24 protein-coding genes and 1 riboswitch are annotated in these 22236 nt (G+C 38.0%); of the genes, 14 read left to right on the forward strand and 10 right to left on the reverse strand.

Annotation, left to right across the window (positions count from 1 at the left end):
- Positions 1-30 precede the first annotated feature (30 nt).
- Positions 31-945: a tetratricopeptide repeat protein gene (locus H6G44_RS10900; protein WP_190386550.1), complete on the reverse strand. Its 915-nt coding sequence runs from the start codon at positions 943-945 to the stop codon at positions 31-33.
- A gap of 48 nt (positions 946-993) precedes the next feature.
- Complete coding sequence (locus H6G44_RS10905; RefSeq protein ID WP_190386549.1) at positions 994-1245, reverse strand: hypothetical protein; 252 nt, start codon at positions 1243-1245, stop codon at positions 994-996.
- Positions 1246-1550: 305 nt separating this feature from the next.
- On the opposite strand from H6G44_RS10905, the gene H6G44_RS10910 reads away from it, so the two are divergent.
- The gene (locus H6G44_RS10910; RefSeq protein ID WP_190386548.1) at positions 1551-1814 is read left to right on the forward strand and encodes a DUF3146 family protein; all 264 of its coding nucleotides are present in this window, start codon (positions 1551-1553) and stop codon (positions 1812-1814) included.
- Position 1815: 1 nt separating this feature from the next.
- On the opposite strand, the gene H6G44_RS10915 is transcribed toward H6G44_RS10910, so the two are convergent.
- From H6G44_RS10915 to ntcA, 3 genes are all read right to left on the reverse strand, one after another.
- Positions 1816-2238: a pre-16S rRNA-processing nuclease YqgF gene (locus H6G44_RS10915; protein WP_190386547.1), complete on the reverse strand. Its 423-nt coding sequence runs from the start codon at positions 2236-2238 to the stop codon at positions 1816-1818.
- Positions 2239-2414: 176 nt separating this feature from the next.
- Positions 2415-3863 carry a DUF3084 domain-containing protein gene (locus tag H6G44_RS10920; RefSeq protein WP_190386546.1) on the reverse strand — a complete coding sequence of 483 codons (1449 nt, stop codon included), beginning with the start codon at positions 3861-3863 and terminating at the stop codon, positions 2415-2417.
- Between the two features lie 327 nt (positions 3864-4190).
- Complete coding sequence (gene ntcA / locus H6G44_RS10925) at positions 4191-4862, reverse strand: global nitrogen regulator NtcA (RefSeq protein WP_190386545.1); 672 nt, start codon at positions 4860-4862, stop codon at positions 4191-4193.
- A gap of 376 nt (positions 4863-5238) precedes the next feature.
- Here ntcA and fabI point away from each other — a divergent pair, with 376 nt between their 5' ends.
- Positions 5239-6015 (forward strand): enoyl-ACP reductase FabI, encoded by a 777-nt coding sequence (gene fabI, locus H6G44_RS10930; RefSeq protein WP_190386544.1) that lies wholly within the window; start codon positions 5239-5241, stop codon positions 6013-6015.
- 116 nt (positions 6016-6131) lie between these two features.
- Here fabI and H6G44_RS20065 read toward each other — a convergent pair whose 3' ends face one another.
- A complete protein-coding gene (locus tag H6G44_RS20065) occupies positions 6132-6275 on the reverse strand; it encodes a hypothetical protein (RefSeq protein ID WP_190386543.1) in 144 nt (47 codons plus the stop codon).
- Here H6G44_RS20065 and hisB point away from each other — a divergent pair.
- The 4 genes from hisB to H6G44_RS10950 all read left to right on the forward strand — a co-directional run bounded on the left by hisB (position 6266) and on the right by H6G44_RS10950 (position 10843).
- Positions 6266-6868 (forward strand): imidazoleglycerol-phosphate dehydratase HisB, encoded by a 603-nt coding sequence (gene hisB, locus H6G44_RS10935; protein ID WP_190386542.1) that lies wholly within the window; start codon positions 6266-6268, stop codon positions 6866-6868. The two genes, H6G44_RS20065 and hisB, sit on opposite strands and share 10 nt — an antisense overlap.
- 66 nt (positions 6869-6934) lie before the next feature.
- Entirely contained in the window at positions 6935-7918 is a 984-nt protein-coding gene (locus tag H6G44_RS10940; protein WP_190588979.1) for an ABC transporter ATP-binding protein, read from the forward strand.
- A gap of 378 nt (positions 7919-8296) precedes the next feature.
- A complete protein-coding gene (locus H6G44_RS10945; protein ID WP_190386540.1) occupies positions 8297-9730 on the forward strand; it encodes a polysaccharide biosynthesis/export family protein in 1434 nt (477 codons plus the stop codon).
- A 258-nt stretch (positions 9731-9988) separates the two neighbouring features.
- Positions 9989-10843 carry an SPFH domain-containing protein gene (locus tag H6G44_RS10950; protein ID WP_190386539.1) on the forward strand — a complete coding sequence of 285 codons (855 nt, stop codon included), beginning with the start codon at positions 9989-9991 and terminating at the stop codon, positions 10841-10843.
- A gap of 106 nt (positions 10844-10949) precedes the next feature.
- Here the strand turns inward: H6G44_RS10950 and folP are convergent, their stop codons facing one another.
- From folP to cbiE, 3 genes are all read right to left on the reverse strand, one after another.
- Entirely contained in the window at positions 10950-11795 is an 846-nt protein-coding gene (gene folP, locus H6G44_RS10955) for a dihydropteroate synthase (protein ID WP_190386538.1), read from the reverse strand.
- 152 nt (positions 11796-11947) lie between these two features.
- Complete coding sequence (gene tpiA, locus H6G44_RS10960) at positions 11948-12673, reverse strand: triose-phosphate isomerase (protein WP_190386585.1); 726 nt, start codon at positions 12671-12673, stop codon at positions 11948-11950.
- A gap of 362 nt (positions 12674-13035) precedes the next feature.
- Entirely contained in the window at positions 13036-14247 is a 1212-nt protein-coding gene (gene cbiE, locus H6G44_RS10965; RefSeq protein WP_190386537.1) for a precorrin-6y C5,15-methyltransferase (decarboxylating) subunit CbiE, read from the reverse strand.
- 361 nt (positions 14248-14608) lie between these two features.
- Between cbiE and H6G44_RS10970 the strand changes: the two genes are divergently transcribed.
- The 8 genes from H6G44_RS10970 (at position 14609) to cobJ (ending at position 21162) form a co-directional block, all read left to right on the forward strand.
- The gene (locus H6G44_RS10970; RefSeq protein ID WP_190386536.1) at positions 14609-14746 is read left to right on the forward strand and encodes a hypothetical protein; all 138 of its coding nucleotides are present in this window, start codon (positions 14609-14611) and stop codon (positions 14744-14746) included.
- A gap of 40 nt (positions 14747-14786) precedes the next feature.
- Entirely contained in the window at positions 14787-15062 is a 276-nt protein-coding gene (locus tag H6G44_RS10975) for a hypothetical protein (RefSeq protein WP_190386535.1), read from the forward strand.
- Positions 15063-15537: 475 nt separating this feature from the next.
- Positions 15538-15942, forward strand: coding sequence for a hypothetical protein (locus H6G44_RS10980; protein ID WP_190386534.1), 405 nt, complete (start codon positions 15538-15540; stop codon positions 15940-15942).
- A gap of 15 nt (positions 15943-15957) precedes the next feature.
- On the forward strand, positions 15958-16383 hold the full coding sequence (locus H6G44_RS10985; RefSeq protein WP_190386533.1) for an HNH endonuclease: 426 nt from the start codon (positions 15958-15960) through the stop codon (positions 16381-16383).
- Positions 16384-16424: 41 nt separating this feature from the next.
- Positions 16425-16558: riboswitch (adenosylcobalamin-variant (AdoCbl-variant) riboswitch) on the forward strand.
- Between the two features lie 42 nt (positions 16559-16600).
- Positions 16601-18028 carry a precorrin-3B synthase gene (cobG, locus tag H6G44_RS10990; RefSeq protein ID WP_242031717.1) on the forward strand — a complete coding sequence of 476 codons (1428 nt, stop codon included), beginning with the start codon at positions 16601-16603 and terminating at the stop codon, positions 18026-18028.
- 37 nt (positions 18029-18065) lie between these two features.
- A complete protein-coding gene (locus H6G44_RS10995) occupies positions 18066-18692 on the forward strand; it encodes a precorrin-8X methylmutase (protein WP_190595366.1) in 627 nt (208 codons plus the stop codon).
- Positions 18692-19399 (forward strand): precorrin-2 C(20)-methyltransferase, encoded by a 708-nt coding sequence (locus H6G44_RS11000; RefSeq protein WP_190386531.1) that lies wholly within the window; start codon positions 18692-18694, stop codon positions 19397-19399. Before H6G44_RS10995 ends, H6G44_RS11000 begins: the two co-directional genes overlap by 1 nt.
- Positions 19400-19461: 62 nt before the next feature.
- Positions 19462-21162 (forward strand): precorrin-3B C(17)-methyltransferase, encoded by a 1701-nt coding sequence (gene cobJ, locus H6G44_RS11005; RefSeq protein ID WP_190386530.1) that lies wholly within the window; start codon positions 19462-19464, stop codon positions 21160-21162.
- A gap of 413 nt (positions 21163-21575) precedes the next feature.
- On the opposite strand, the gene H6G44_RS11010 is transcribed toward cobJ, so the two are convergent.
- The gene (locus tag H6G44_RS11010; RefSeq protein WP_190386529.1) at positions 21576-22124 is read right to left on the reverse strand and encodes a pentapeptide repeat-containing protein; all 549 of its coding nucleotides are present in this window, start codon (positions 22122-22124) and stop codon (positions 21576-21578) included.
- Positions 22125-22236 lie beyond the last annotated feature (112 nt).

The raw sequence follows: 22236 nt of genomic DNA on the forward strand, positions 1-22236 counted from the left end.
TGAACTTGTATACTACTAGAAAGTGGGAGTTTATTTTTGCTGTTTTTCTGCTTTTTGTAATAACTCCTGGGAATTTTTTACCCACTGTAAATTACCTTGAATATTATATAAATCGTGTGCATATTGGAAGACTTGTAAAGCTTCTTTATACTGCTTTAACTGCATAAAAACTAATCCCGCACCATAATAAGCATTAGCATAATTAGGGTTGGCTGCGGCTGATTTTCTAAAAGCTGCTAAAGCTTCATTTAATTTCCCCTGATTAAATAAAATTGAGCCAATATTATAGTGGGCTTCCGCATATTTGGGATTGATTTTAATTGCTTGGTTAAAAGCAGCTTTTGCTTGTTCAATTTTCCCTAGTTGTAAATAACATATCCCTAAATGATAAGCTGGTTCTGGAGCATTTTTACTATAGGTTCTAGCTTTTTCAAAAGAAGCGATCGCACTTTGCCAATTTTTTTCTTGCTCTTTAACTAACCCCATGTTATAATGGGCAAAACCTAAATTGGGATTTAATTCTAAGGCCTTATTTAAGTAATCTTGAGCCAATTTTAAATTATTTCCTTCTAATAAAGCCCCACCTAAATTTGCAAAAGCTAAAGCAAATTGAGAATCCGCTTGAGTAGCTTGATAAAAAGCATCCGCAGCAGGTTGTAATTTTCCTAATTGTCGTAGTGATAAACCTAAATTATAGTGCGCTGCTGCTAATTTAGGATCTAGTTTAATAGCTTCACGAAAAGCGGTAATTGCTACTTCTATTCTTCCCGACTGAATCGCCTGTAATCCTTGATTTAAAGCCTCTGTAGCTGCTTTAGTATTTCTATTTTGTGCCAGTATTAGAGTCGGGGGAGAACTGGAAAATACGGGTTGAATATTAATACTTAATAATAAAAAATTGATTATCCCTAAAATAGGATATTTAATTAATAATGATAATTTCATAGATTTATTTCGCGCAAAGGCACAAAGGAGCAAAGACGCAAAGGAAGATCAGGAAAAATCAATGTTGTTCTGGTTATTGTTGGGTTTCTTTGTATCAACCCAACCCACTTTATCATCATTACCAAAAGAAACACAAGGACTATCAATTTCTACCGCTGGAGTAAATGAACTACAAAAATTCACGGTAACACAATTAACATCTAACTCATCAGGGTGAGTACAATCTAATTTAACATAAAAAGCACAGTCTTGACAAATAGTTTTATGTAATATTGGCTGTAAGTCAATAGAGACTGACATGGTTAATAATCCTCAAATTGAGATAAAACCCACTACCTTGTATATTTTGTAGTGGGAAATAACAGTAATAAACAATGTCGTTCTTATTATCTGTTATTTTCGTAACAAAATTAATTCTTTAATGCAGTTATTACATTATTATCTCGCATTTATTGTTATTTCACCACAAATCAGTAGTTAAGAACCTAGACTTTACTAACTTATGTTGTCTTTATTAGTTTGTTGACTTAAGCTATTTTTAGTACATAAAATAAATAGCCTACATAAATAATTGGCTTTTATCCTATATCTAACATGAAATAAGCGTGAGTGCAAAACGTCTGCCAGAAACTACTGCCCATGTTAAGATTATCCGCCAATCTTGGCAACAGGGCTTTCTCGAAGGTGAAGTCAGCGCTGGTAATTTTCAATGGCATTTCCAGTGGCATTTTCGTCGGGGGGAACTTTCTGTAAAGCCTTCTCAAGGTCGTGCTTTAATCAAAGAACCTCTAGGGCGGTTTCTAGAACAACAAGATTATCAATTAGAACCTGGGGGAGATTATGCTTTCACAATTCGGGCTGAACTGTAAATTATTTGTCAGTTAATCTATTGAGGTATCTTTCAATCAGAAGCACTGCCACAATATCATCTATTGCCCTGGGAGGTTGACGCATTCCTTTGGGTAATAACTTAATTATACCCTGGGGTGGATACATTTGCCAATAGCGATCGCGTGCTTCTAGGGTAGAATAACGTTCATCAACTAAAATGATATTTGTGAGTTTACTTAATTCTTGACTAAGTTGCTGTTTCCACTTTTTCGCTGTTGTTTGATCTCCCATCACTATTAAGGATACAGGAAATTTTTGCAATTGTACTTCAATATTAGCGATCGCTTCTTCTGCTAAGATAACTTGATGATAATACAGTTGTCTATCTAATCCCATTACTGCAATACCACATTTATCACGGCCAGGATCAAATCCTAAAATTGCAGGTTGTGTATTTGTCATTGGTTGGTTGTCGGTTGTTAGTTGTTAGTTGTCGGTTGTCAGTTGTCAGTTGTCGGTTGTCAGTTGTTAATTATCAATTAATATTGTTAGGCAATCTTTTGTTATTGTTAGGTAATTCAGTAACTTTGTAACTATCTACTTTACCAATAGAACATCTTACAATTAAACTTTCTTGCTTACGTACTAAAAAGAACTTCTCCATTTGATATAACTACTAATTTAATTCTTAACGGACCGACAGTATAAGTATTTTCTGCCGCTATAGCTTTAATTTCCACCTCCTGCTCCATTTGCTGTAATTGAGTCACAAAGCGAACAAAAGTCCCATCTACTTCTACACTTTCCACAATTCCTGCATTTCGAGCGCGAAATTGAGAAGCAGAAATTAGTAAATCTAAGCGTTGACGCATTTGTTCAGGAGTCATATTTTTTAAATCTGCCGTAGTAGTAGCCAGAATTTCCCCTAATGAAAATACAAGTTGATTTCGGGCTGCGTCTGCAAAAAATTCTATTTGCTTTTCGCCTCTGACATAATTACCTGCCGAGAAAATTCTAACAACATATTCTCGACTATCTTTAATTTGTGCGATTAGGGATTCAACCTGATCTTTCGTGAGACGAAGTATTTTTTTATTCATTGATATCTCACCAGGTTCAGTTAACTGAACATTGGCATTATGATTAGCTGCTTCGAGAATTTTCATAATAGCCTGACGTGAGGTATTAGTTTTATTAACAGTAATTAATCCTGCCGCTATTACTTGACCTTTGACCAAAGCTAATTTACCCAAGCGGAGGTCACGATAGGACTGATAATATTTTTCTAGTCTAGCCACTTCCCGATCTAAAAATTGTTGTTGTTCCTCTAATTCCTTCAAGCGAGATTCTCTAGTGATAATGACTTCCTCTCGCTGTTTAATTTCTAGATTACGATTTTGAATAAGTTTATCTAATTTAGCAATTTTGCGATCGCGTTTTTCAATTGCCGTCTTTGCTTCATCAATAGCCTCTTTAGCTTGAGTATACAACTTCTCACGTTCTGCCTTTAAATCTTCTACAGCAGTTTGGAGAGTCTGTCGCTGATGATAAAGAGTTTGTAATTCACCTCTAGCTTGTTGATACTGAATCATGATGCCACCAAGACGACTTTGAGTTTCCTTTAGTCGTGCTTGAGTTTTAGCTTGCTGATTAAGAGTACGATTAAGTTGAGCTTGTGTTGCCTTTTGTTTAGTATTTACTGCCTGTAATGACTTATTAATTGCTTGTAATTCTTGTTGTACCTGAACCTTTTCTTGTTTAGCCTGATTTAGCTCAACCTCCACCTGGCTTTTTTGAGCTTCTGCGGTTTTTAGTTGTTCCCGCTTATTGGTTAGATCTCTTTGAATATCCTCCAATTCAAATACACCCTTCCGTAGTCCACCGTCAGTAGCAAAGAGAATTGCTAAAGTTGAAGCAGAAATCAGACCACCCGTAAAGATAGTGACAATGACAGCAGTTTTTTTCGGACGCAAATTAAAGAGTGAGAGACGGGCCTTGCCCACCCGAGTGCCGATGCGGTCACCCACGGTAGCAATTACGCCTCCCAAAATGAGAATTGCTGCAATCAGGATGTACCCGGTGGCCATTTTTAACTAATGCAATAGTGATCAATACAGCCTATCACGTTTAACCATTGTCTGTGGGTAAAGAGAGTGAGGCTAAAGAAAGAATTAGACAATTAAAGACCTTCCTCCAAATTAATAGTTTAATCGTGATCATAGTGATGCTATTGACAGAGTCTCCAAAAACACAGCACTTCAAAAATAGAAGTCCTGCCAACTCCATTTACCTATAACTTGAATAAATTGTTAGCATTTAGCTAAATTTGAGTTTAACTTCCCTACCTCCACAGACAGAATTTTGTGGAAGTGGGGTTTAGATCTACTTTTTGGCAACCTGCTGACGGCTGATGCTTAGGTAAATTGTTTACTTAAAGCAACAGGTTTATGTACAGTAATCTTCTTTTTATGAATAGAAATCATTTTCTTCTCGCGGAGATCTCCCAGTAGTCTAGTGACTGTAACACGAGTAGAGCCAATTGCTTCAGCGATCGCCTGATGGGATAACTTCAGATCAATGGTAATGCCATCAGCACAAGGAACGCCAAAATCTCGACAAAGAATTAATAAGAAACTAATTAACCTAGAACCCATATCACGGTGAGCAAGAGTTTCAATCATCATCTCCGTTTGAAGAATCCGTGAAGCAAGACCTCGCAACATCAACATTGATAATTCTGGATTTTCCTTCAGTGCTTGCTCTACCTGTTCAATTGGGGCTGAAAGCAATTCTACAGTAGTAAAGGCCACTGCATGATAAAATCGATCAGACTTATTTCCTGTCAGCAGTGACAGTACACCAAAGACGCTGTTTTCCCGCAGTAGTGCTACCGTTATTTCTTCTCCTGCTTCGTATACCCTTGACAGTTTCACAGCACCCTTGAGAAGAAAATAAACTCGTTCAGCAGGATCTCCCGGAAAAAAGATCGTCTTATTCCGCTCAAATGTTTCCACAACCGGAGGAAATGCCCCCGTCGCCATTTGACGAAAAACACTTGCTAGGGCTTTATCTTGTGTCACTATCATTTCTCCCTTCCCCTACCCAATGCCAGAAAAACAAAAACTAATTACCTAAGAATACACCTGAAAAATCAATAAATCACCATGGACTTTGCTGTTTTTTTCTATACTCAAAGGTAAAATTGTTAGTTCTTCGTTTATAATGATACACAATTGTTGTTCAGTTTAGTTAATTATTATTCATAAGTAATTTCACTAATTAGAGTCAAAGGTTTTGCCTCTAGAAATTTTCTGTTTCTTGAGAATTTTTATAAATATGGTCATAATTTTTTGATCCTTGCTGACTGGTCTGGGAGTATTTGAAAAAATTCCTAGTCCAACATAGTCCAACTAGGCTCGGATTCTAGTATGCTCCTAATGATGAATTACATTAGCAATTTTTATGCTGAATCTATCTGGAAAAAATGCTCTAGTTACAGGTATTGCCAATAACCGTTCTATCGCTTGGGGAATTGCCCAACAACTCCATAAAGCCGGGGCCAATTTGGGCATTACCTACTTGCCAGATGACAAGGGTAAAATGGAAAAAAAAGTTTCTGAATTGGTAGAACCTCTTGCTCCGAGCCTGTTTTTGCCCTGTAATGTTGAAAATGAGGAGCAAATTCAATCTACTTTTGAAACCATCCGGCAGGAATGGGGGAAAATAGATATTTTAGTGCATTGTTTGGCTTTTGCCAAAAAAGAAGATTTGACCGGGGGTTTTAGTCAAACTTCTCGTTCTGGTTTCAATACGGCGTTAGAAGTTAGCACTTATTCACTTATACAGTTAAGCGGTGCAGCCAGACCTTTAATGACTGAAGGTGGAAGTATTATTACTCTTACATATTTGGGCGCAGTTCGGGCAATTCCTAATTATAATGTCATGGGTGTAGCTAAAGCTGGCTTAGAAGCTAGTGTTCGTTATTTGGCCGCAGAACTCGGTCCGGAAAATATTCGTGTTAATGGTATTTCCGCAGGTCCAATCCGCACTTTAGCATCTTCCGCAGTTGGTGGTATTTTAGATATGATTCATCATGTTGAGCAGGTAGCCCCCCTCCGTCGCACTGTTACTCAATTGGAGGTAGGTAATACTGCGGCTTTCTTGTGTAGTGATTTGGCAAGCGGTATTACTGGACAAATCCTGTATGTCGATGGGGGATATGAAATTATGGGAATGTAACACTCCTGGTCCTAAAGGCGCGAGGATTCTTGGTTCAACGATATCACTTAAACTAGATATCTTGCAGTGTCTAATCTAGTAGGCTTTAGACCCAAGCTTTTGGTAATACGGCACAATTAAGAAGTCAGAAGTAACAAACTGAAAACCGACAACCGACAACTGACAACCGACAACTGACAACCGACAACCGACAAATGACAACTGACAACCGACAACCGACAAATGACAACTGACAACTGACAACCGACAAATGACAACACAAACTCCTCGGATAGCCTCAGTTCAACGCACCACTGGTGAAACAAATGTTTATGTCACCATTAACCTGGATGGTACGGGTGTATGTAAAGTATCTACAGGTATTCCCTTTTTAGATCATATGCTCCATCAAATCGCCTCCCATGGGTTGTTTGACTTGGATATTCAAGCTAAAGGTGATTGGGAAATTGATGACCACCATACAAACGAAGATGTGGGGATTACTTTAGGACAAGCTTTAGGCCAAGCTTTGGGTAACAAAAAAGGAATTGTGCGTTTTGGTAATTTTCTCGCTCCTTTAGATGAAGCCTTAGTGCAAGTGGCCTTAGACTTCTCTGGTAGACCTCATCTCAGTTATAGTTTAGAAATTCCTACTCAACGGGTGGGAACTTATGATACACAATTAGTGCGGGAGTTTTTTGTGGCCTTGGTAAATCATAGCCAAATGACTTTACATATTCGCCAATTAGATGGAATTAATTCCCATCATATTATTGAGGCCACATTTAAAGCCTTTGCTAGAGCCATGCGAATAGCCGTGGAAATTGATCCACGTCGGGGGACAACAATTCCTAGTTCTAAAGGTGTGTTATAAAAATTATCAGCATCGGTTAATCTATTAGTTAGTTCTAAATGGTCAGTAGTTGGTAGTTTCATTGCCATGAATTCTGTTGTAGACAACTCTAATTCTCAACAAAATCCCCTAGATAAACAACCTGTAGTCCTGACTTCTGAATTGCGAAAGGTCTATCGTACGGGATTTTGGCTCAATCAAAAAGTTGTATCTCTCAAAAACTGCTCTTTACAAGTGTACCCAGGAGAAACCTTTGGTCTGTTGGGTCCAAATGGTGCGGGTAAAACCACGCTGTTAAAATTGTTATTGGGTATTATTCGTCCTACATCTGGACGAGGATTATTACTAGGTAAACCCATAGGCGATCGCTCTGTCAAGCAGCATATTGGCTACCTCCCAGAAAATTCCTATTTATATGAATATCTGAGCGGTTGGGAATTTTTGCAGTTGACAGCGGGTTTATTTCAAATTCCCCAAAAGTTACAACGTCAACGCATTCCCCAATTATTGGAATTAGTCGGATTATCTCAAGCTGATGCTCGCAAAAAGCAACTGCGACGTTATTCTAAGGGGATGCTTCAGCGTGTGTGCATGGCTCAAGCATTAATTAATGATCCCAATTTGGTTTTTTTAGATGAACCTATGTCTGGGCTTGATCCTCTGGGACGTTACCAAATGCGAGAAATTATTCTCTCTCTGAAAGCATCTGGTAAAACCATATTTTTTAATAGTCATGTATTAAGTGAAGTGGAACAAATTTGCGACCGTGTGGCTATTCTTGCTCAAGGAGAATTAATCTGTTGTGGTTCTCTCAATCAACTTTTAGGTAACCAAAATACATATCATGTGAAAGGTCAAGGAGGAGATGGGGAAATTTTGAAAAAATGGATAAGTAATTTGGAATTTGGGGCGGATGGTTCTTGGCAAGGTACACTCCAAGAAGATTATTATGATTTTCTCTCTAGTCTCCAGTTAATGGGAGGGAAAATTATCACTATGAATCTATCACGTCAATCCCTAGAAGAGTTTTTCATCCATCAAATTCAAATCCTCAATCATCCCCTTAATTAGTACAAACTACAAGAATACAAGAATAATAAATTGCCCATAAGTAGTAATTATATAAAATTACTTGGGAATACTAAAACTCAGTTGCTTACTTATTTGTAGGCAGTATAACTGAGTTTTAAATCAAATTATGAATTCTATATGTCAGGAAAATATAGAATTAAAAATTGTTATCACAACTGGTGAAAATTATGTAAAATGTTTCCTAACTTTAGACAAAATATAAAATCAATATCTTTACGCAACAAATTATTTATGTCCGGAAAACAAAGGATTTATTAGAAAATAAGATTGTTGAGTCACCACGATTCTTCAGTATACTCGATGTTAAAACGTTTCAGAATAACTGTAAATATCGTCATTTCCAATTCTCAGGTAAATATGCTTAATAAAGATTTGCGTAAATTTCTCACCAATTTAACCATGGGTTTAGCACTATTAACAACAGTAAATATCACGCTTCCCTCTGTGAGTTTGGCGCAAAAACAGCCAGGAAAATCAACATCCAGTATTGCCACAGATTACTTATTAGGAGGCGGAGATCGCATCCGTGTTAATGTATTTGAAGTACCAGAATATACGGGTGAATATCAAGTTCCTCCTGGTGGTTCAATTAATATGCCTTTAATTGGCAGTATCTCTATTTCGGGCTTAACCACTGAACAGGCTGCTGATACTATTGCCAAAGAATATGCTCGCTTTCTCAAACGTCCACTGATTTCTGTTAACTTAGTATCATCTCGTCCCATCAATGTCTTTGTTGCTGGGGAAGTAACAAGACCAGGTGCTTATACCCTCAGCTTGGAAGGGGGAGCAGGAAATAACCCTGGTGTCCAATACCCAACGGTATTAGCCGCGCTAACTAGTGCCCAAGGTGTAACCCTAGCAGCAGATGTAACTCAAGTGCAATTACGCCGCAAGATAGGAGGTTCTCGAGAGCAGACAGTTTCCCTAAATTTAAAGGAATTGACTCAAACAGGCAGAATATCTCAGGAAATTACCTTACGAGATGGAGATACCATCATTGTTCCCACTGCTGCCAGTCTGAATGTGGCTGAAGCCCGGAACTTATTTGCAGCTAACTTTGCCGCTACTCAAACTTCACCCCGTACGGTGGTAGTAATTGGCCAAGTTTACCGTCCAGGTTCTTATCTTGTCACCGCTGGAAATGCAGGAGGCGCAGAGGGTGGTGGTGCCGGTGGTGGTTTACCTACTGTGATGCGGAGTTTACAACTAGCCGGGGGAATTACGTCCATTGCCGATGTTCGGAAGATTAAATTACGCCGTCCTACCCGCATTGGTACAGAACAAAATATAGATATTAACCTATGGCAACTACTACAAAGTGGTGATCTCAATCAAGACGTAGTGGTACAAGATGGCGATACTATCATTGTGCCTACGGCTACTGACATTAGTGCCGCTGAAGCTACTCAATTAGCAACAACAACTTTGTCCCCAAATACGGTTGAAGTGGGTGTAGTTGGTGAAGTCAAAAGACCAGGGGCGGTCAAATTACAACCCAATAGCTCTTTAAATCAGGCATTATTGGCAGCAGGTGGTTTTAATGATGGTAGAGCCAGTAGAGGAACTGTAGAATTAATTCGCCTCAATTCTAATGGCACTGTTACTAAGCGTAAAGTTAATGTGGATTTGTCGAAAGGAATTAACGAGGAAACTAATCCTATCCTGCGTAATAATGATGTTGTCGTAGTTGATCGCAACAATTTAACCAAAACTGGTGATACAGTTAATACTGTAGCGGGACCTTTAGGTACTATTTTGGGGATTATCAGATTATTCACTGGATTTTAGGTTAAGTCCAAAAGTTGGTTTTCTAGGTTTCCACTCAAAAAATCTAGACCCAAAACATAATTATTGTATATCTTAGTTGATTTTTTTCGGCAATTGATCATTAAAGGTATAGCGATCGCCTATAATGTGAGCGCGGGGTTATCATTTTATAGTTACTAATTAGGGAATTACGCACTTAACCCATTTTAATTTACAGTTAATGCACTTGGTAGCTCTAACAATCAATTCTGCCTAAAGCTGAAGGAGGAGAATAATTTAATGGACCCAATAATTTTTATCATATTTTTAGCTCTAGTCGGTTACGCCTTGGCATCGGCAAAGATGGTAAATCAAGGGAATGCGGCCTTAGTTGAACGTTTGGGGCGGTATCATCGTCAACTTAATCCTGGACTAAGTTTTATTGTTCCTATCATTGATCAAATTGTGATGGAAAACACAACTAGAGAGCAACTTTTAGATATTAAACCGCAAAATGTAATTACTAAAGATGGTATCTATTTAGAAGTAGATGCAATTCTTTACTGGCGGATTCAGGACATTAAAAAAAGCTTTTATGCTATTGATGATCTAGAACAGTCTCTAGCAAACATAGCAACCACTACCCTCCGAGAAAATATCGCCCAGAATTCCTTAAAGGATACTAATATGTCAAGGGCGGAAATGGACAAAATTATATTAGTTGAATTAAATTCAATTACATTCTCCTGGGGGGTGGAAACTATCCGTTTAGATATTCAGAGTATCACCCCGCCGGAGACTGTACGTAAGTCCATGGAAGAACAACAGAATGCACAAATTAAAAAACAAGCTGTGATTTTAGCCGCAGAAGGGGAAGAAGAAGCGGCAGAAAGGAGGGCGACAGGAACTAAAAGATCGATAGAGATCATTTCTGAAGCCTTACGTAGCCATCCTGAAAGTAAGGATATTTTACGGTATCTTGTTGCCCAGGATTACGTAGATGCTAGTCAAAAATTGGGTGAAAGCAATAATGCCAAAATTGTATTTGTAGATCCTGCTAACTCAACGGAAATGTTTCAGGAATTGATTTCTGATTCAGTAGAAGAAAATTATGGTAAGAATCCTACCAATGGTAATGGGAATGGATCTAATTAATATAGTGGTTCCCATGCTTATGAGGTACAAAGTTTTTTAGTTTTAGGGAACAGTAATTGGTGTGTACTTCATTAGACTGGGGAACTATATAAATGATCATTAACAATTAGGAATGACGAAAAATGGCATCTGCTACTTGAGTAACTTCCCGCATTTCTTGAACATCATGAACTCGGAGGATGTCTACACCATTAAAAATGGCTGCACAACAGGCTGCGGCTGTTCCCCAAACTCTTAATTTTGGATCTGGTTGGTTGAGAATATTACCGATAAAACTTTTACGAGATGGTCCGACCAAAATTGGAGAATTAAGTGTTTTTAGGGATTCTAATTGGCGAAATATCTCTAAATTCTGCTGATGATTTTTAGCAAAACCAATTCCCGGATCAATAATTATTTTATTTTGGTCAATTCCCACAAGTCTAGCATTTGTAATTTGCCCAGATAAAAAGTTATAAATATCAGTGATTAAATTTTCATAATCAGTGAATTTTTGCATAGTTTGGGGAGTTCCTTGGATGTGCATTAACACAATTGGTACATTTAAACTGGCAACAGTGGGCAACATTTGGGGGTCAAATGTTCCCGCTGAAATGTCATTGACTATATCTGCTCCGGCATTAATTGCTGCTTTAGCTACTTCTGATCTAGTGGTATCTACGGAAATGGGTACATCGGTTATTGGACGTATTAATTCTAAAACAGATAGCACCCGCTCCAGTTCGACTTCTAGAGGTACTTGTTCTGCTCCTGGACGGGTTGATTGTCCACCAATATCAATGATATCAGCACCAGCGGCAATCATGGCTTGTGCCTGGGTTAAGGCGGCTGAGGTGGTGTTAAATTTACCACCGTCACTGAAACTATCAGGGGTAATATTTAAAATCCCCATCATATAAGTCCGCTTTCCCCAGGTAAAGCAATGATCTCGGATGATTAAATGGTTATACATATAGATAATCCAAATAGTAAGGTAAGAGGCAAAAGGCAAGAGTAAAGAAGTTTTCAGCTATTTTATATTTCTTTACATAGTTTGGTTTTATCGTGTTAACTTACTTAATTATTAATACCTACTATATCAATTACCCTAATCCCCAATCCCGATTATTGGTAGTTAACAATTCTGGCAAAACTATCAGCTTTTAGACTTGCTCCACCAACGAGAGCGCCGTCAATTTCTGGTTCTGCCATAATTTCATCAATATTATTCGGGTTGACTGAACCGCCATATTGAATGGGAACTAGAGGGTTGGTTAATTGACTGCGAATTAAACCAATGACTCGATTTGCTTCTTTGGTTTTACAGGTATCACCAGTCCCAATTGCCCAAATTGGTTCATAGGCAATAATTAAGTTGGTTTGATTGATATCTACTAGGTCTTCTGTTAATTGGGCGCTAATTATTGATTCTGTTTCTCCTGCGTCTCGTTGTTGTTTGGTTTCTCCAACACAGAGAATAGGTGTGAGTCCATGCTTTTGGGCGGCTTTGAGACGGAGATTTACACTTACGTCTGTTTCTCCAAATAATTGCCGTCTTTCACTGTGTCCGACAATAACATAACGCACGCCAATTTCTGTGAGCATGGGGGCGGAAATTTCGCCTGTATATGCTCCATTTTCCTCCCAATGGACGTTTTGCGCTCCCAAATTGACACGGCTACCATGTAAAGATTTGGATAGTAGGCTTAAATTGGTGAAAGGGGGGAATAGTATCACTTCTCGGACTGAGGGGGTTTCCTCTAGGTGAGGCAAAAATCCGCTTAAAAATTCGGCAGATTCTACCTGGGTTTTAAACATTTTCCAGTTACCAGCAATAACGATTTTCCGCACAGGTGATTTAATCAAAATTTTAATACTACTAGATACATTTTTTAATGTACTACTTTTTTAGGCCTATTCATAAAGCATAATCCACTGAGTCACTTAGGTTAAATTTTGGTTGATTTGAAGGTGTGATCAAGAGCGATCACTTTGTGATTAAAAGTGCTTCAATAAAATACATCACAAATATACTCGCTAAAGTTAGAAGTATTTTTGAAGGTGACATTACTATTAAGGTTACTTTTTTTTAGCCTTAATATAGCATTTTCCATGCTCATGAGGTACAAAGTTTTTTAGTTTTAGGAAACAGGGAAGAGTCAAAAAATTAGTGTGTACTTTATTAGACTGGCAAATAATATTTTTTGTTTATTTTAATTTTTTATTCCCACCCACTGAGTCACAGGAGACATGGCTTTCCAACCCAAAAATCTTGACCCGATAGGTTCACCGCGTTGAATCGCAATACGGGTAAAATTTCCTCCTACTTTTTCGTACCATTGGTATAAAATCAGTTCACCCTCCAATGTCACAACATTAATGACCATTCTCCCCCCAGTAAGTAAAGCATTCCAACAATTTTCTAGTATTTCTGATTCTGTCACACCACCACCAATAAAAATCGCATTTGGTGCGGGTAAATTGGGGATAACTTCTCTACTTTTTCCGCCAATAATTTGTAAATTTGGTGTTCCTAAAGTAGCCGCATTATCAGCAATATAATTTATTCTAGTAGAATTTTGTTCAATAGCGATCGCTCGACATCTCCTATCACTTCGCAACCATTCTATAGAAATAGAACCACAACCAGCGCCCACATCCCACAGCAATTCCCCAGGGTTAGGTGCTAAACTCGATAAAGTCACCGCTCGGACTTCCCTTTTTGTCAATTGTCCATCATGATGAAAAGCACTATCAGGTAAACCGGGAAATTTTGATAAACCAACTATTCCCCTATCAGCAATACATTCCACCGCCATAGTATTTAAAGGAGCGACATTTTTTTCTTGCCAATTAGTAGCGATATCTGTTATAATATTCTCATTAATATTACCCATTTTTTCTAAAACGGTAATTTGACTATTACCATAACCGCGATTTATTAAAATTTCTGCGACATGAGCGGGAGTATTTTTTCCCTCACTTAAAATTAATAATTTTGCACCGGGATAAATGTAAGATTGCAGTAAAGAAACCGGACGACCACATAAACTTAAAGTTTCGACTTCTGTTAATGACAATCCTAGTCGAGAACAAGCCAAACTAAAAGCAGAAGGTGCAGGAATAATTGTAACTTCCGAAATATTAATATCTTTCAGAATAGTTGTACCCACACCATAACATAGAGGGTCGCCACTAGCTAAAATACAAACTGCTTGGCCACGACGACTGATAATTTCGGTTATGGAAGTTGTAAAAGGTGATTTCCAGGGAATTTTTTCCCGGTTGTCGGCATGGGGTAACATAGAAAGATGACGTTCACCACCAAAGATAATTTGAGCTTTATTTAAGCAGGAAACAGCAACGGGACTTAACCCTACTAAACCATCTTCACCGATACCGATAATTGATAACCATTTTTGCATAATTTGTTTGTTTTGCTGGAATATCGCTTTTATTACCTTACCGTGAGGGGATGTGAAGTTGGTGCTTTGAGTTGAATAAGAGTATTTTTTCTCGCAGAGACGCAGAGGCGAAGAGAAAAGCGCGGAAGGAGTTTTGATGGATAAGTAAAGTGTCGAATATTCTTTTGAAGAATAATGTATAAGTTTTGTTGTAACTTGATGTTGCGATTCAGTAATTACACTATTGTAAGTATTGAAAATTGTATGTTAAACTTTTAGCATTATGTCCAGTTTTCATAGGTAAGAAGATATGGGTAAAAATCACAAGGAAGATGAGATAAAATAAGTTGCGGGATTTGCAGCCAGTGGAGCAGCCGCAGGTATGGGAGTTGCCGCATTGGTAGGAAATATGGGATTAGCAGGAGCATTTGGGGCTGTGGCTGTTGGCGCTGCTCCGGTTGTAGCTGCTGGTGCTGTGGTTGGACTTGCTGCTTTTGGTATCAAGAAAGTTTTTGAATAGGTTTTGAATTTCAATAATTAGAGAAGGAGGAAATTAACTAATGTTAGATCATGAAGATTCTGCAATTTTAGGTGCAATTACGGCTGCTTCCTCAACAGTAGCTGGTTTAGGTTCTGTCACAGTAGCTACAGTAACTTCTACTGCTCCTGGCATTCTAGGTGTTTTAGGGTTCACAACAACAACGGCTGTTGCACTACCAGCCGCAGGAATTGTAGCCGTAGCAGGACTGGCTGCTTATGGGGTTAAAAAAGTATGGGATCCACAAGTGTTGAATCCTGCAATAAAACTTTACAATCTTTGTGTTTTACCCAGGTAAAATCCATTGTCTATTGAGAATAGAGTCATTAATTGATCAAATTTGGTATCACCAATACCAATTCACAACTTGGACACAATCCTCAAAATCTTAACATTCAACACTTCTGTATCATTTTATATAAAAATTACCTTAAATATTAACTTTTTTCATTTTCCCACTAAACCGCCTGAGAATGAATTCTCAGTCTCATAGCAAAAGTCTGTTAAAACAGACTAGATAAATATCAATCTTCATTCAGCTTTAGTTTGATTTTGCTATTAGCCAAGAAATTCATTTCTTGGCGGTGGTGATATCATGATGATGGTAAGGAAAAAAATGATCCTCTTGCTTCACTTAAAAAAAAGTGACTTTATTGTGTGTGGAGAAGGTGATCCTGATTTGTTTAGCACTTACAAAACTCAATTACAACCCATCTTTTAGGATATACTAAAAATATCAATAGTCTTAGTGAAAATCAACGCAGTAATTTAATATGCCTACTGAAACTATTACACTACAAATACCCGAAATTATCTATCAACGGTTAGTTAATACCGCCCATGCTACCCAGCGCCCTTTAGAGGAGGTTATACTTCATGCTTTACAAGTGGGTAGTCCACCAGCATGGGATGATGTACCAGAGGAATTTCAAGCCGAACTAGCAGCTTTAGATAAGTTAAATGATAATGCTCTTTGGCAAATTTTCCATAGTCATAAAACAGTAACAGATATGGAAGAATACAATAGCTTACTAGAGAAAAATTCTCATGCTACACTAACACAAACAGAAAGATTAAATTTAATATCTCTGCGACATGAAGCTGATCTTTTTATGTTACGTAAAGCCCAGTCCGCAGTTTTGCTTCGTTGGCGTGGATATAGTTTACCAAATCTTTAAAATATTGAAATTCTTGTGTCTACTTATATTTCTGAAAATTTAAGAAAACAAATCATTGATAATGATAAATCAGGTTGCTGTTATTGCTTAACATCCGAAGCAAATAGCGGTATTCCTATGACCTATGATCATATTCAACCAGTTTCACAAGGAGGAGATACAACTTTTGAAAACTTGTGTTTAGCTTGTCGTTCTTGTAATGAATATAAAAGTAATTTAACTGAGTCAATAGATCCTTTAAGTGGTGAAACAATATCACTTTTTAATCCTCGTAAACAGATTTGGTCAGAAAATTTTATCTGGAGTGCTGACGGTACAAAAGTTGAGGGTATTACTGCTATAGGTCGCGCTACAATAATTAGGTTACGTATGAATAACCCTGTTATTATAGTTGCTCGTAAACGTTGGGTAATGAGTGGTTGGCATCCTCCTAATGATTAAAAAAATTGACAATAGCCAAAAATACCATCTCATGGTAAACTACTAAATCTTAGGGTTGGGAAACTTTGGTGTAATTCCGGGACTGTGCCGCAACTGTAAAGCAATTGGAGATAATTGGAACACCCTAAAAATCCTAAAAATCCCCAATTGAGTAAGTCAGAACGCCAACTCTAGAATGTTCACTTCGTCGTCTCTGCGTCACACAGAGTAAGGAGTCATGATTTTGTCAATTCCAGTTACTACTTGTCCAGGTCTATTTTACAGCACACCCGCCCAAGATGGTTTTCTCTATCGCTTGCGAATACCAGGAGGAATCATTAATTATCAGCAATTTCAGGCTATCGCAGATATAGCTGATAATTATGCTGGTGGCTATATTGATATTACTAACCGCGCTAATATCCAAATTAGAGAAATTAAGCAAGACATAAATATTGAAGTTCTCAAAAATTTACAAGCTTTAGGTTTAGCTTCTACCAATGCAAAAACTGATCATATTCGCAACATCATGACCAGTCCCACTGCGGGTATTGATACAGAAGAATTAATCGCTACTCAGCCCCTAGTGAAAGCTTGGGAAGAACACATAAGAGCAAATTCTCAACTTAGCGAACTATCGGCAAAATTTAGCGTGTGCTTTGATGGTCGTGGCAAAGTTTCCGTAAGTGACCGACCTAATGATATTATATTAGTAGCAGAATCAATTAACAGCAATATATATTTGCGATTATATCTCAATTATGGAGAAAAAGGAGAACCATGCCAAGACACAGGAATTGTATTAAAACCAGAAAAGACAATACAAGTCCTAGCAGCATTAGCGGAAACTTACCTCAAACATATAGACACTAAAAACCCTCGCAAACCTCGGTTAAGAGAAATTATCAACAAAATCACAATTGATAAATATCTCCAACAAATTCAACAAAACCTCAACCCAGATATATTCAACTTCCTCCCAACTCCCCTCCGCGCTGCCGCGCCTCTGCAAGAAAAAACTCATATTGGTATTCATTGCCAACGCCAAATCGGATTATATTATATTGGTATAGTCTTACCCTTGGGAAGATTAGAAACTTGGCAAATTAGGAGTTTAGCCAATATTGCCAAAAGGTATGGTCATGATAATATCAGGTTAACACCTTGGCAAAACTTACTATTAACGGAAATTCCCGAAAATCAAATTAGGGAAGTTGAGAAAGAAATCACTAATTTAGGTTTAAATTCCTCACCAACAAACATTAAAAGTTTTCTGGTAGCTTGTTCTGGTAAACGGGGTTGTGCTGCTGCGGCCACAGAAACTAAAGAAGATGCCTTAAACTTGGTAAAATACCTAGAAAATCTGATAATTCTAGATTCCCCAGTGAATATCCACTTTAGTGGTTGCAGTAAATCTTGCGCTCAACACACTCAAGCTGATATTACCTTACTTGGTATAATCACAGAAATGACACAGGAAACCTTTCCCAGTTATCAAGTTTATGTTTTAGGTCATTTACTTTATGAATATGTGACCATAGCCAAAATTCCGACTTTGATTGAGAAAATGTTAGCAGTGTATCAAAAACAACGCCTAAATTTACAAGAAACCTTTAGACAATTTATTCATCGTCACAGTCATCAATTAAATCACCTATTTAGTTAAAAAACCGCTAATCTCACCTTTACAACCTAAAAATATCATGTTTGATTACATCCGTGATGGTAACGAAATATATCGTAAGTCCTTTGAAATGATTCGGTTAGAATCTGACCTAGAAAAATTCCCTGAAGATGTGTCAAAAGTTGCTGTTCGCATGATTCATGCCTGTGGAATGACTGACATTGTTAAAGACTTAGAATATTCATCTACAGTAGTACAATCGGGTAAAAAAGCCCTAATTGCTGGCGCACCGATTTTGTGTGATTCTTACATGGTAGCCGAAGGAGTGACAAAAAAAAGATTACCTAAAAATAATAAAGTTCTTTGCACCCTTAACGATCCTGAAGTACCACAACTAGCTAAAAGATTAAGAAATACCAGGTCAGCAGCAGCTTTAGAATTCTGGCGTTTTCGTATAGAAGGAGCAATTGTGGTGATTGGAAACGCACCAACAGCCCTATTTAGGTTATTGGAAATGCTAGACGAGGGAGTTCCTAGACCAGCAGTAATATTAGGTTTTCCTGTTGGTTTCGTGGGTGCAGTCGAGTCAAAAGTCGCATTGGCCGCAGATAGCCGCAATGTACCATTCTTAACTTTACATGGAAGAAGGGGCGGAAGTGCGATCGCTGCTGCTGCTGTTAACGCCTTAGCGAGTGAGGAAGAGTAATGAATAACTCTGGGGGTCGTCTTTATGGAATTGGTGTCGGACCTGGAGACCCTGAACTCATTACCTTAAAAGCTTTGCGTCTTCTCCGTTCCGCCCCAGTTGTCGCCTATCAATCGGCCACAGACAAAGAAAGTATCGCTAGAAAAATTGTCTCTCCATACCTGGATCATGGTCAGATTGAGGTACTATTTCACCTCCCCCGCGCCTTAGAACCGGAAAAGGCTAAATCTATCTATGACCAAGAAACTCAACCCATTGCTGACCATTTAGCCGCCGGTCGAGATGTGGTAGTTCTCTGTGAAGGAGATCCGTTTTTTTATGGTTCATTTATGTATCTTTTTACTCGATTATCTGAAAAGTACAAAACAGAAGTCGTACCTGGAGTTTCGTCACTTATGGCCTGTCCCGTGTCCTTAGGTTTACCATTTACTTATTACAATGATGTTCTTACGGTTTTACCTGCACCATTACCCAGAGAGGTCTTAATTAGCCAACTTCTGGCCACTGACGCAGCAGCTATTATGAAACTTGGCCGCCATTTTCTGAAAGTTAGGGATATTCTCCATGAATTAGGACTAGCTGCACGGGCAAGATATATTGAACGCGCCACGACTACGCAACAGCGCGTAGTTCCCTTAGATGAAGTTAACCCGGAGGAAGTACCTTATTTTTCCATGATTATCATTCCCACTAAAAATAAGTTGTAGGTAATTAACAATTATCACTCTCAATAATATTACTGATTTCCTGTTCCCTGTCACCTAGTTCTATGAATACAAGGATAGCCCCGGCGGTTGTGGTATTGAGTCAAAATAGTGTTATCATAGGTCGAAAAATTACCAATATCTTGCCCGGTGCAAAACTATATGGTTTAGTTAATCGTACTGATGATGTTGATATTAGCTTTAGCAATTTTGGCGCAACTTTGCGGGAATTATTCACCGCTAGTACACCGATAATTGGTATTTGTGCAGCAGGGATTTTAATTAGAACAATTGCACCCTTATTAACTGATAAACAACAAGAACCGCCAATTTTAGCTGTAGCAGAAGATGGAAGTGCTGTAGTTCCGCTTTTAGGTGGTTTAAGTGGTGTTAATGATTTAGCGCGTCTTATAGGGTCAGGACTGAATATTAAACCAGCAATTACCACCACAGGAGATATCCGCTTTCATACGGCTTTGCTGTCCCCTCCCTCTGGATATCATTTAGCTAACCCCGAACAGGGGAAAAAATTTATTGCTGACTTATTAGCAGGGGGAAAAGTTAAGTTAGAGGGAACAGCGCCTTGGTTGAGTGAGAGTAATTTACCTATTGATGAAAATGGGGGGTTAATTATTCAAATTACCGAAAAATTGGGTAATTCTAGTTCTAATTGTTTAGTTTATCATCCTGCCAAAATTGCGATCGCTCTCACTCACCCAGAACCAGACACAATTACCCAAATTCAGCAAATATTTGTTGAATCTAATTTAGCACCCGCCGCAGTTGCGGGAATATTTGCACCCAGTCACCTAGCTAATAATTCCCAACTTCACGCTGTTGCGAAGGCTTTGGGAGTTCCTACCCGCTTCTTTCCCGAAAGTGAATTAACAAAATTGGCCTTAGCTGCTACAGGTGCAGATGCTCAAATTGTATCATCTCCATTTCCCTCTATTACCGTTGCCATATCAACTGAAATTATCAACCCCAGCACCACAGGACAACCCCAGGGAAAATTAGCGATTATTGGCACGGGTCCAGGTGGATATAAATGGATGTCACCGCAAGCAAAGGAAATTATAGCCTCAGCAACGGATTTAGTTGGTTATAAAACCTATATTAATTTAATCGCTCCCCTGATAGAGGGTAAGCGCGTCCATGAATCAGATAATCGAGTAGAAGCAGAAAGAGCTTATCAGGCGCTAGAATTGGCTGCGGAGGGAAAATATGTAGTAGTTGTATCTTCTGGCGACCCCGGTATTTACGCAATGGCGGCGGCGGTTTTTGAGGTTTTAGACCAATACAATAAACCAGAATGGCAAACAATTGCTATTCAAGTCGCTCCTGGTATTTCTGCTATGCAAGCCGCAGCAGCTAGTATTGGTGCGCCCTTGGGTCATGATTTTTGTGTGATTTCCCTTTCTGATATTTTAAAACCTTGGGAAATTATCGCTCAACGCATTACCGCTGCGGCTATAAGTGATTTTGTGATTGCTTTTTATAATCCTGTATCAAAAGAACGCACTTGGCAACTAGCAGCCGCAAAAAAGATGTTAATGGAACACCGAAAACCCCATACCCCAGTTGTATTAGGACGAAATTTAGGGAGAAAGGGAGAAGCAGTTAAGGTTATTACCCTGGAAGAGCTAGAACCAGAATTAGCAGATATGAGAACTGTAATTATTATTGGTTCTTCCCACACGCGACAAATTCAGCAGGATAATAATATTTGGGTTTATACTTCCCGTCGATATAACTCTCAGGAATGATGTTTTTTATATTAAAAATCATATCATTTAAACTTTTATTACTTCTGCCCTTTTTCTGCTGATTCCTCCTCTAGGATATAATACACTTAATTATGTCTAGTTTATATCTGAAAAAGACTTGATTTTTTCTCTCTCTTCATCAACAATAAAAACATCATGTTCAGACATGATTGTAGCCAATAAAAGTGACAGAAGCCCTGATAGTGTCCGCCCTTGCGGACATTTTATTTTTTAAAAACTATTTGGATAATTTTTAATTGTGGTAGGTACTTATTATAATCAAATGAGAAGTTGAGAGCAGGAAGAAAGAACACAAAAAACTTTAATTTTCTAGTTTTTTAAGAAATACTAATAATTATTCTGCATTCCTCCTTTAATAAATAAAAGAACAGGTTTCCCTGTTCCTTGCTATATTAATAACTACCAGCCCAAGTTATCCATTTATGGGATAAACCTATATGCAAAATTTCCCCTGTCATTTCCAATTCTGTGATGATTGTTGTTGTTAAATCAACACCTATAAATTCAGCTTCATTGATATTGCTATCAATTAAATTAGCTTTATAGAGATTAGCACCATTCAAATTAGCGCCACTCATTTCTGCTTGATAAAGATTAGCACCTGCTAGGTTTGCTAACTTTAAATTTGCAGTTCGCAAATCAGCACGAGTTAAGTTAGTTTTCTTGAGGTTGATTTCAATTAAATCAGCACCAATTAAATTTACTTCACTTAAATTCGCACCTTGCAAATTTGCTCTACTTAAATCAGCATTAGTTAAATTCGCCCTAGTAAGATTACAACCAATTAAATTTGATTGATTAAGATCCGCTCCGCTTAAATCTGCACCTTCTAAATTTATTTCTCTTAAATCAACATTATCCAACTTAGCTTGATGTAGATTTATACCCTGAAAATTCCTTTCTCCTGATTTATAAGACTTCAGGAGTTCTTTGGTGTCCATAAATTCCACCTTATTGTATCTACGGGTGAGTTATTACACTTCTCAAACCACAGAAAATTACTTGAGTTTCTAGCGACCAAAATTTTAGCTAAAAAATCATACATCTATTGTA

Origin of the sequence: Aphanizomenon flos-aquae FACHB-1287 (genome assembly GCF_014698755.1) — a bacterium.
GTDB lineage: Bacteria > Cyanobacteriota > Cyanobacteriia > Cyanobacteriales > Nostocaceae > Dolichospermum > Dolichospermum flosaquae.

Excerpts from the sequence above, each read along its gene's own strand:
- H6G44_RS10900 (WP_190386550.1), bottom strand. The coding sequence starts at position 945 with ATGAAATTATCATTATTAATTAAATATCCTATTTTAGGGATAATCAAT.
- H6G44_RS10905 (WP_190386549.1), bottom strand. The coding sequence starts at position 1,245 with ATGTCAGTCTCTATTGACTTACAGCCAATATTACATAAAACTATTTGT.
- H6G44_RS10915 (WP_190386547.1), bottom strand. The coding sequence starts at position 2,238 with ATGACAAATACACAACCTGCAATTTTAGGATTTGATCCTGGCCGTGAT.
- H6G44_RS10920 (WP_190386546.1), bottom strand. The coding sequence starts at position 3,863 with ATGGCCACCGGGTACATCCTGATTGCAGCAATTCTCATTTTGGGAGGC.
- ntcA (WP_190386545.1), bottom strand. The coding sequence starts at position 4,862 with ATGATAGTGACACAAGATAAAGCCCTAGCAAGTGTTTTTCGTCAAATG.
- fabI (WP_190386544.1), top strand. The coding sequence starts at position 5,239 with ATGCTGAATCTATCTGGAAAAAATGCTCTAGTTACAGGTATTGCCAAT.
- hisB (WP_190386542.1), top strand. The coding sequence starts at position 6,266 with ATGACAACACAAACTCCTCGGATAGCCTCAGTTCAACGCACCACTGGT.
- H6G44_RS10940 (WP_190588979.1), top strand. The coding sequence starts at position 6,935 with ATGAATTCTGTTGTAGACAACTCTAATTCTCAACAAAATCCCCTAGAT.
- H6G44_RS10945 (WP_190386540.1), top strand. The coding sequence starts at position 8,297 with ATGCTTAATAAAGATTTGCGTAAATTTCTCACCAATTTAACCATGGGT.
- H6G44_RS10950 (WP_190386539.1), top strand. The coding sequence starts at position 9,989 with ATGGACCCAATAATTTTTATCATATTTTTAGCTCTAGTCGGTTACGCC.
- folP (WP_190386538.1), bottom strand. The coding sequence starts at position 11,795 with ATGTATAACCATTTAATCATCCGAGATCATTGCTTTACCTGGGGAAAG.
- cbiE (WP_190386537.1), bottom strand. The coding sequence starts at position 14,247 with ATGCAAAAATGGTTATCAATTATCGGTATCGGTGAAGATGGTTTAGTA.
- H6G44_RS10970 (WP_190386536.1), top strand. The coding sequence starts at position 14,609 with ATGGGAGTTGCCGCATTGGTAGGAAATATGGGATTAGCAGGAGCATTT.
- H6G44_RS10975 (WP_190386535.1), top strand. The coding sequence starts at position 14,787 with ATGTTAGATCATGAAGATTCTGCAATTTTAGGTGCAATTACGGCTGCT.
- H6G44_RS10980 (WP_190386534.1), top strand. The coding sequence starts at position 15,538 with ATGCCTACTGAAACTATTACACTACAAATACCCGAAATTATCTATCAA.
- cobG (WP_242031717.1), top strand. The coding sequence starts at position 16,601 with ATGATTTTGTCAATTCCAGTTACTACTTGTCCAGGTCTATTTTACAGC.
- H6G44_RS10995 (WP_190595366.1), top strand. The coding sequence starts at position 18,066 with ATGTTTGATTACATCCGTGATGGTAACGAAATATATCGTAAGTCCTTT.
- H6G44_RS11000 (WP_190386531.1), top strand. The coding sequence starts at position 18,692 with ATGAATAACTCTGGGGGTCGTCTTTATGGAATTGGTGTCGGACCTGGA.
- cobJ (WP_190386530.1), top strand. The coding sequence starts at position 19,462 with ATGAATACAAGGATAGCCCCGGCGGTTGTGGTATTGAGTCAAAATAGT.
- H6G44_RS11010 (WP_190386529.1), bottom strand. The coding sequence starts at position 22,124 with ATGGACACCAAAGAACTCCTGAAGTCTTATAAATCAGGAGAAAGGAAT.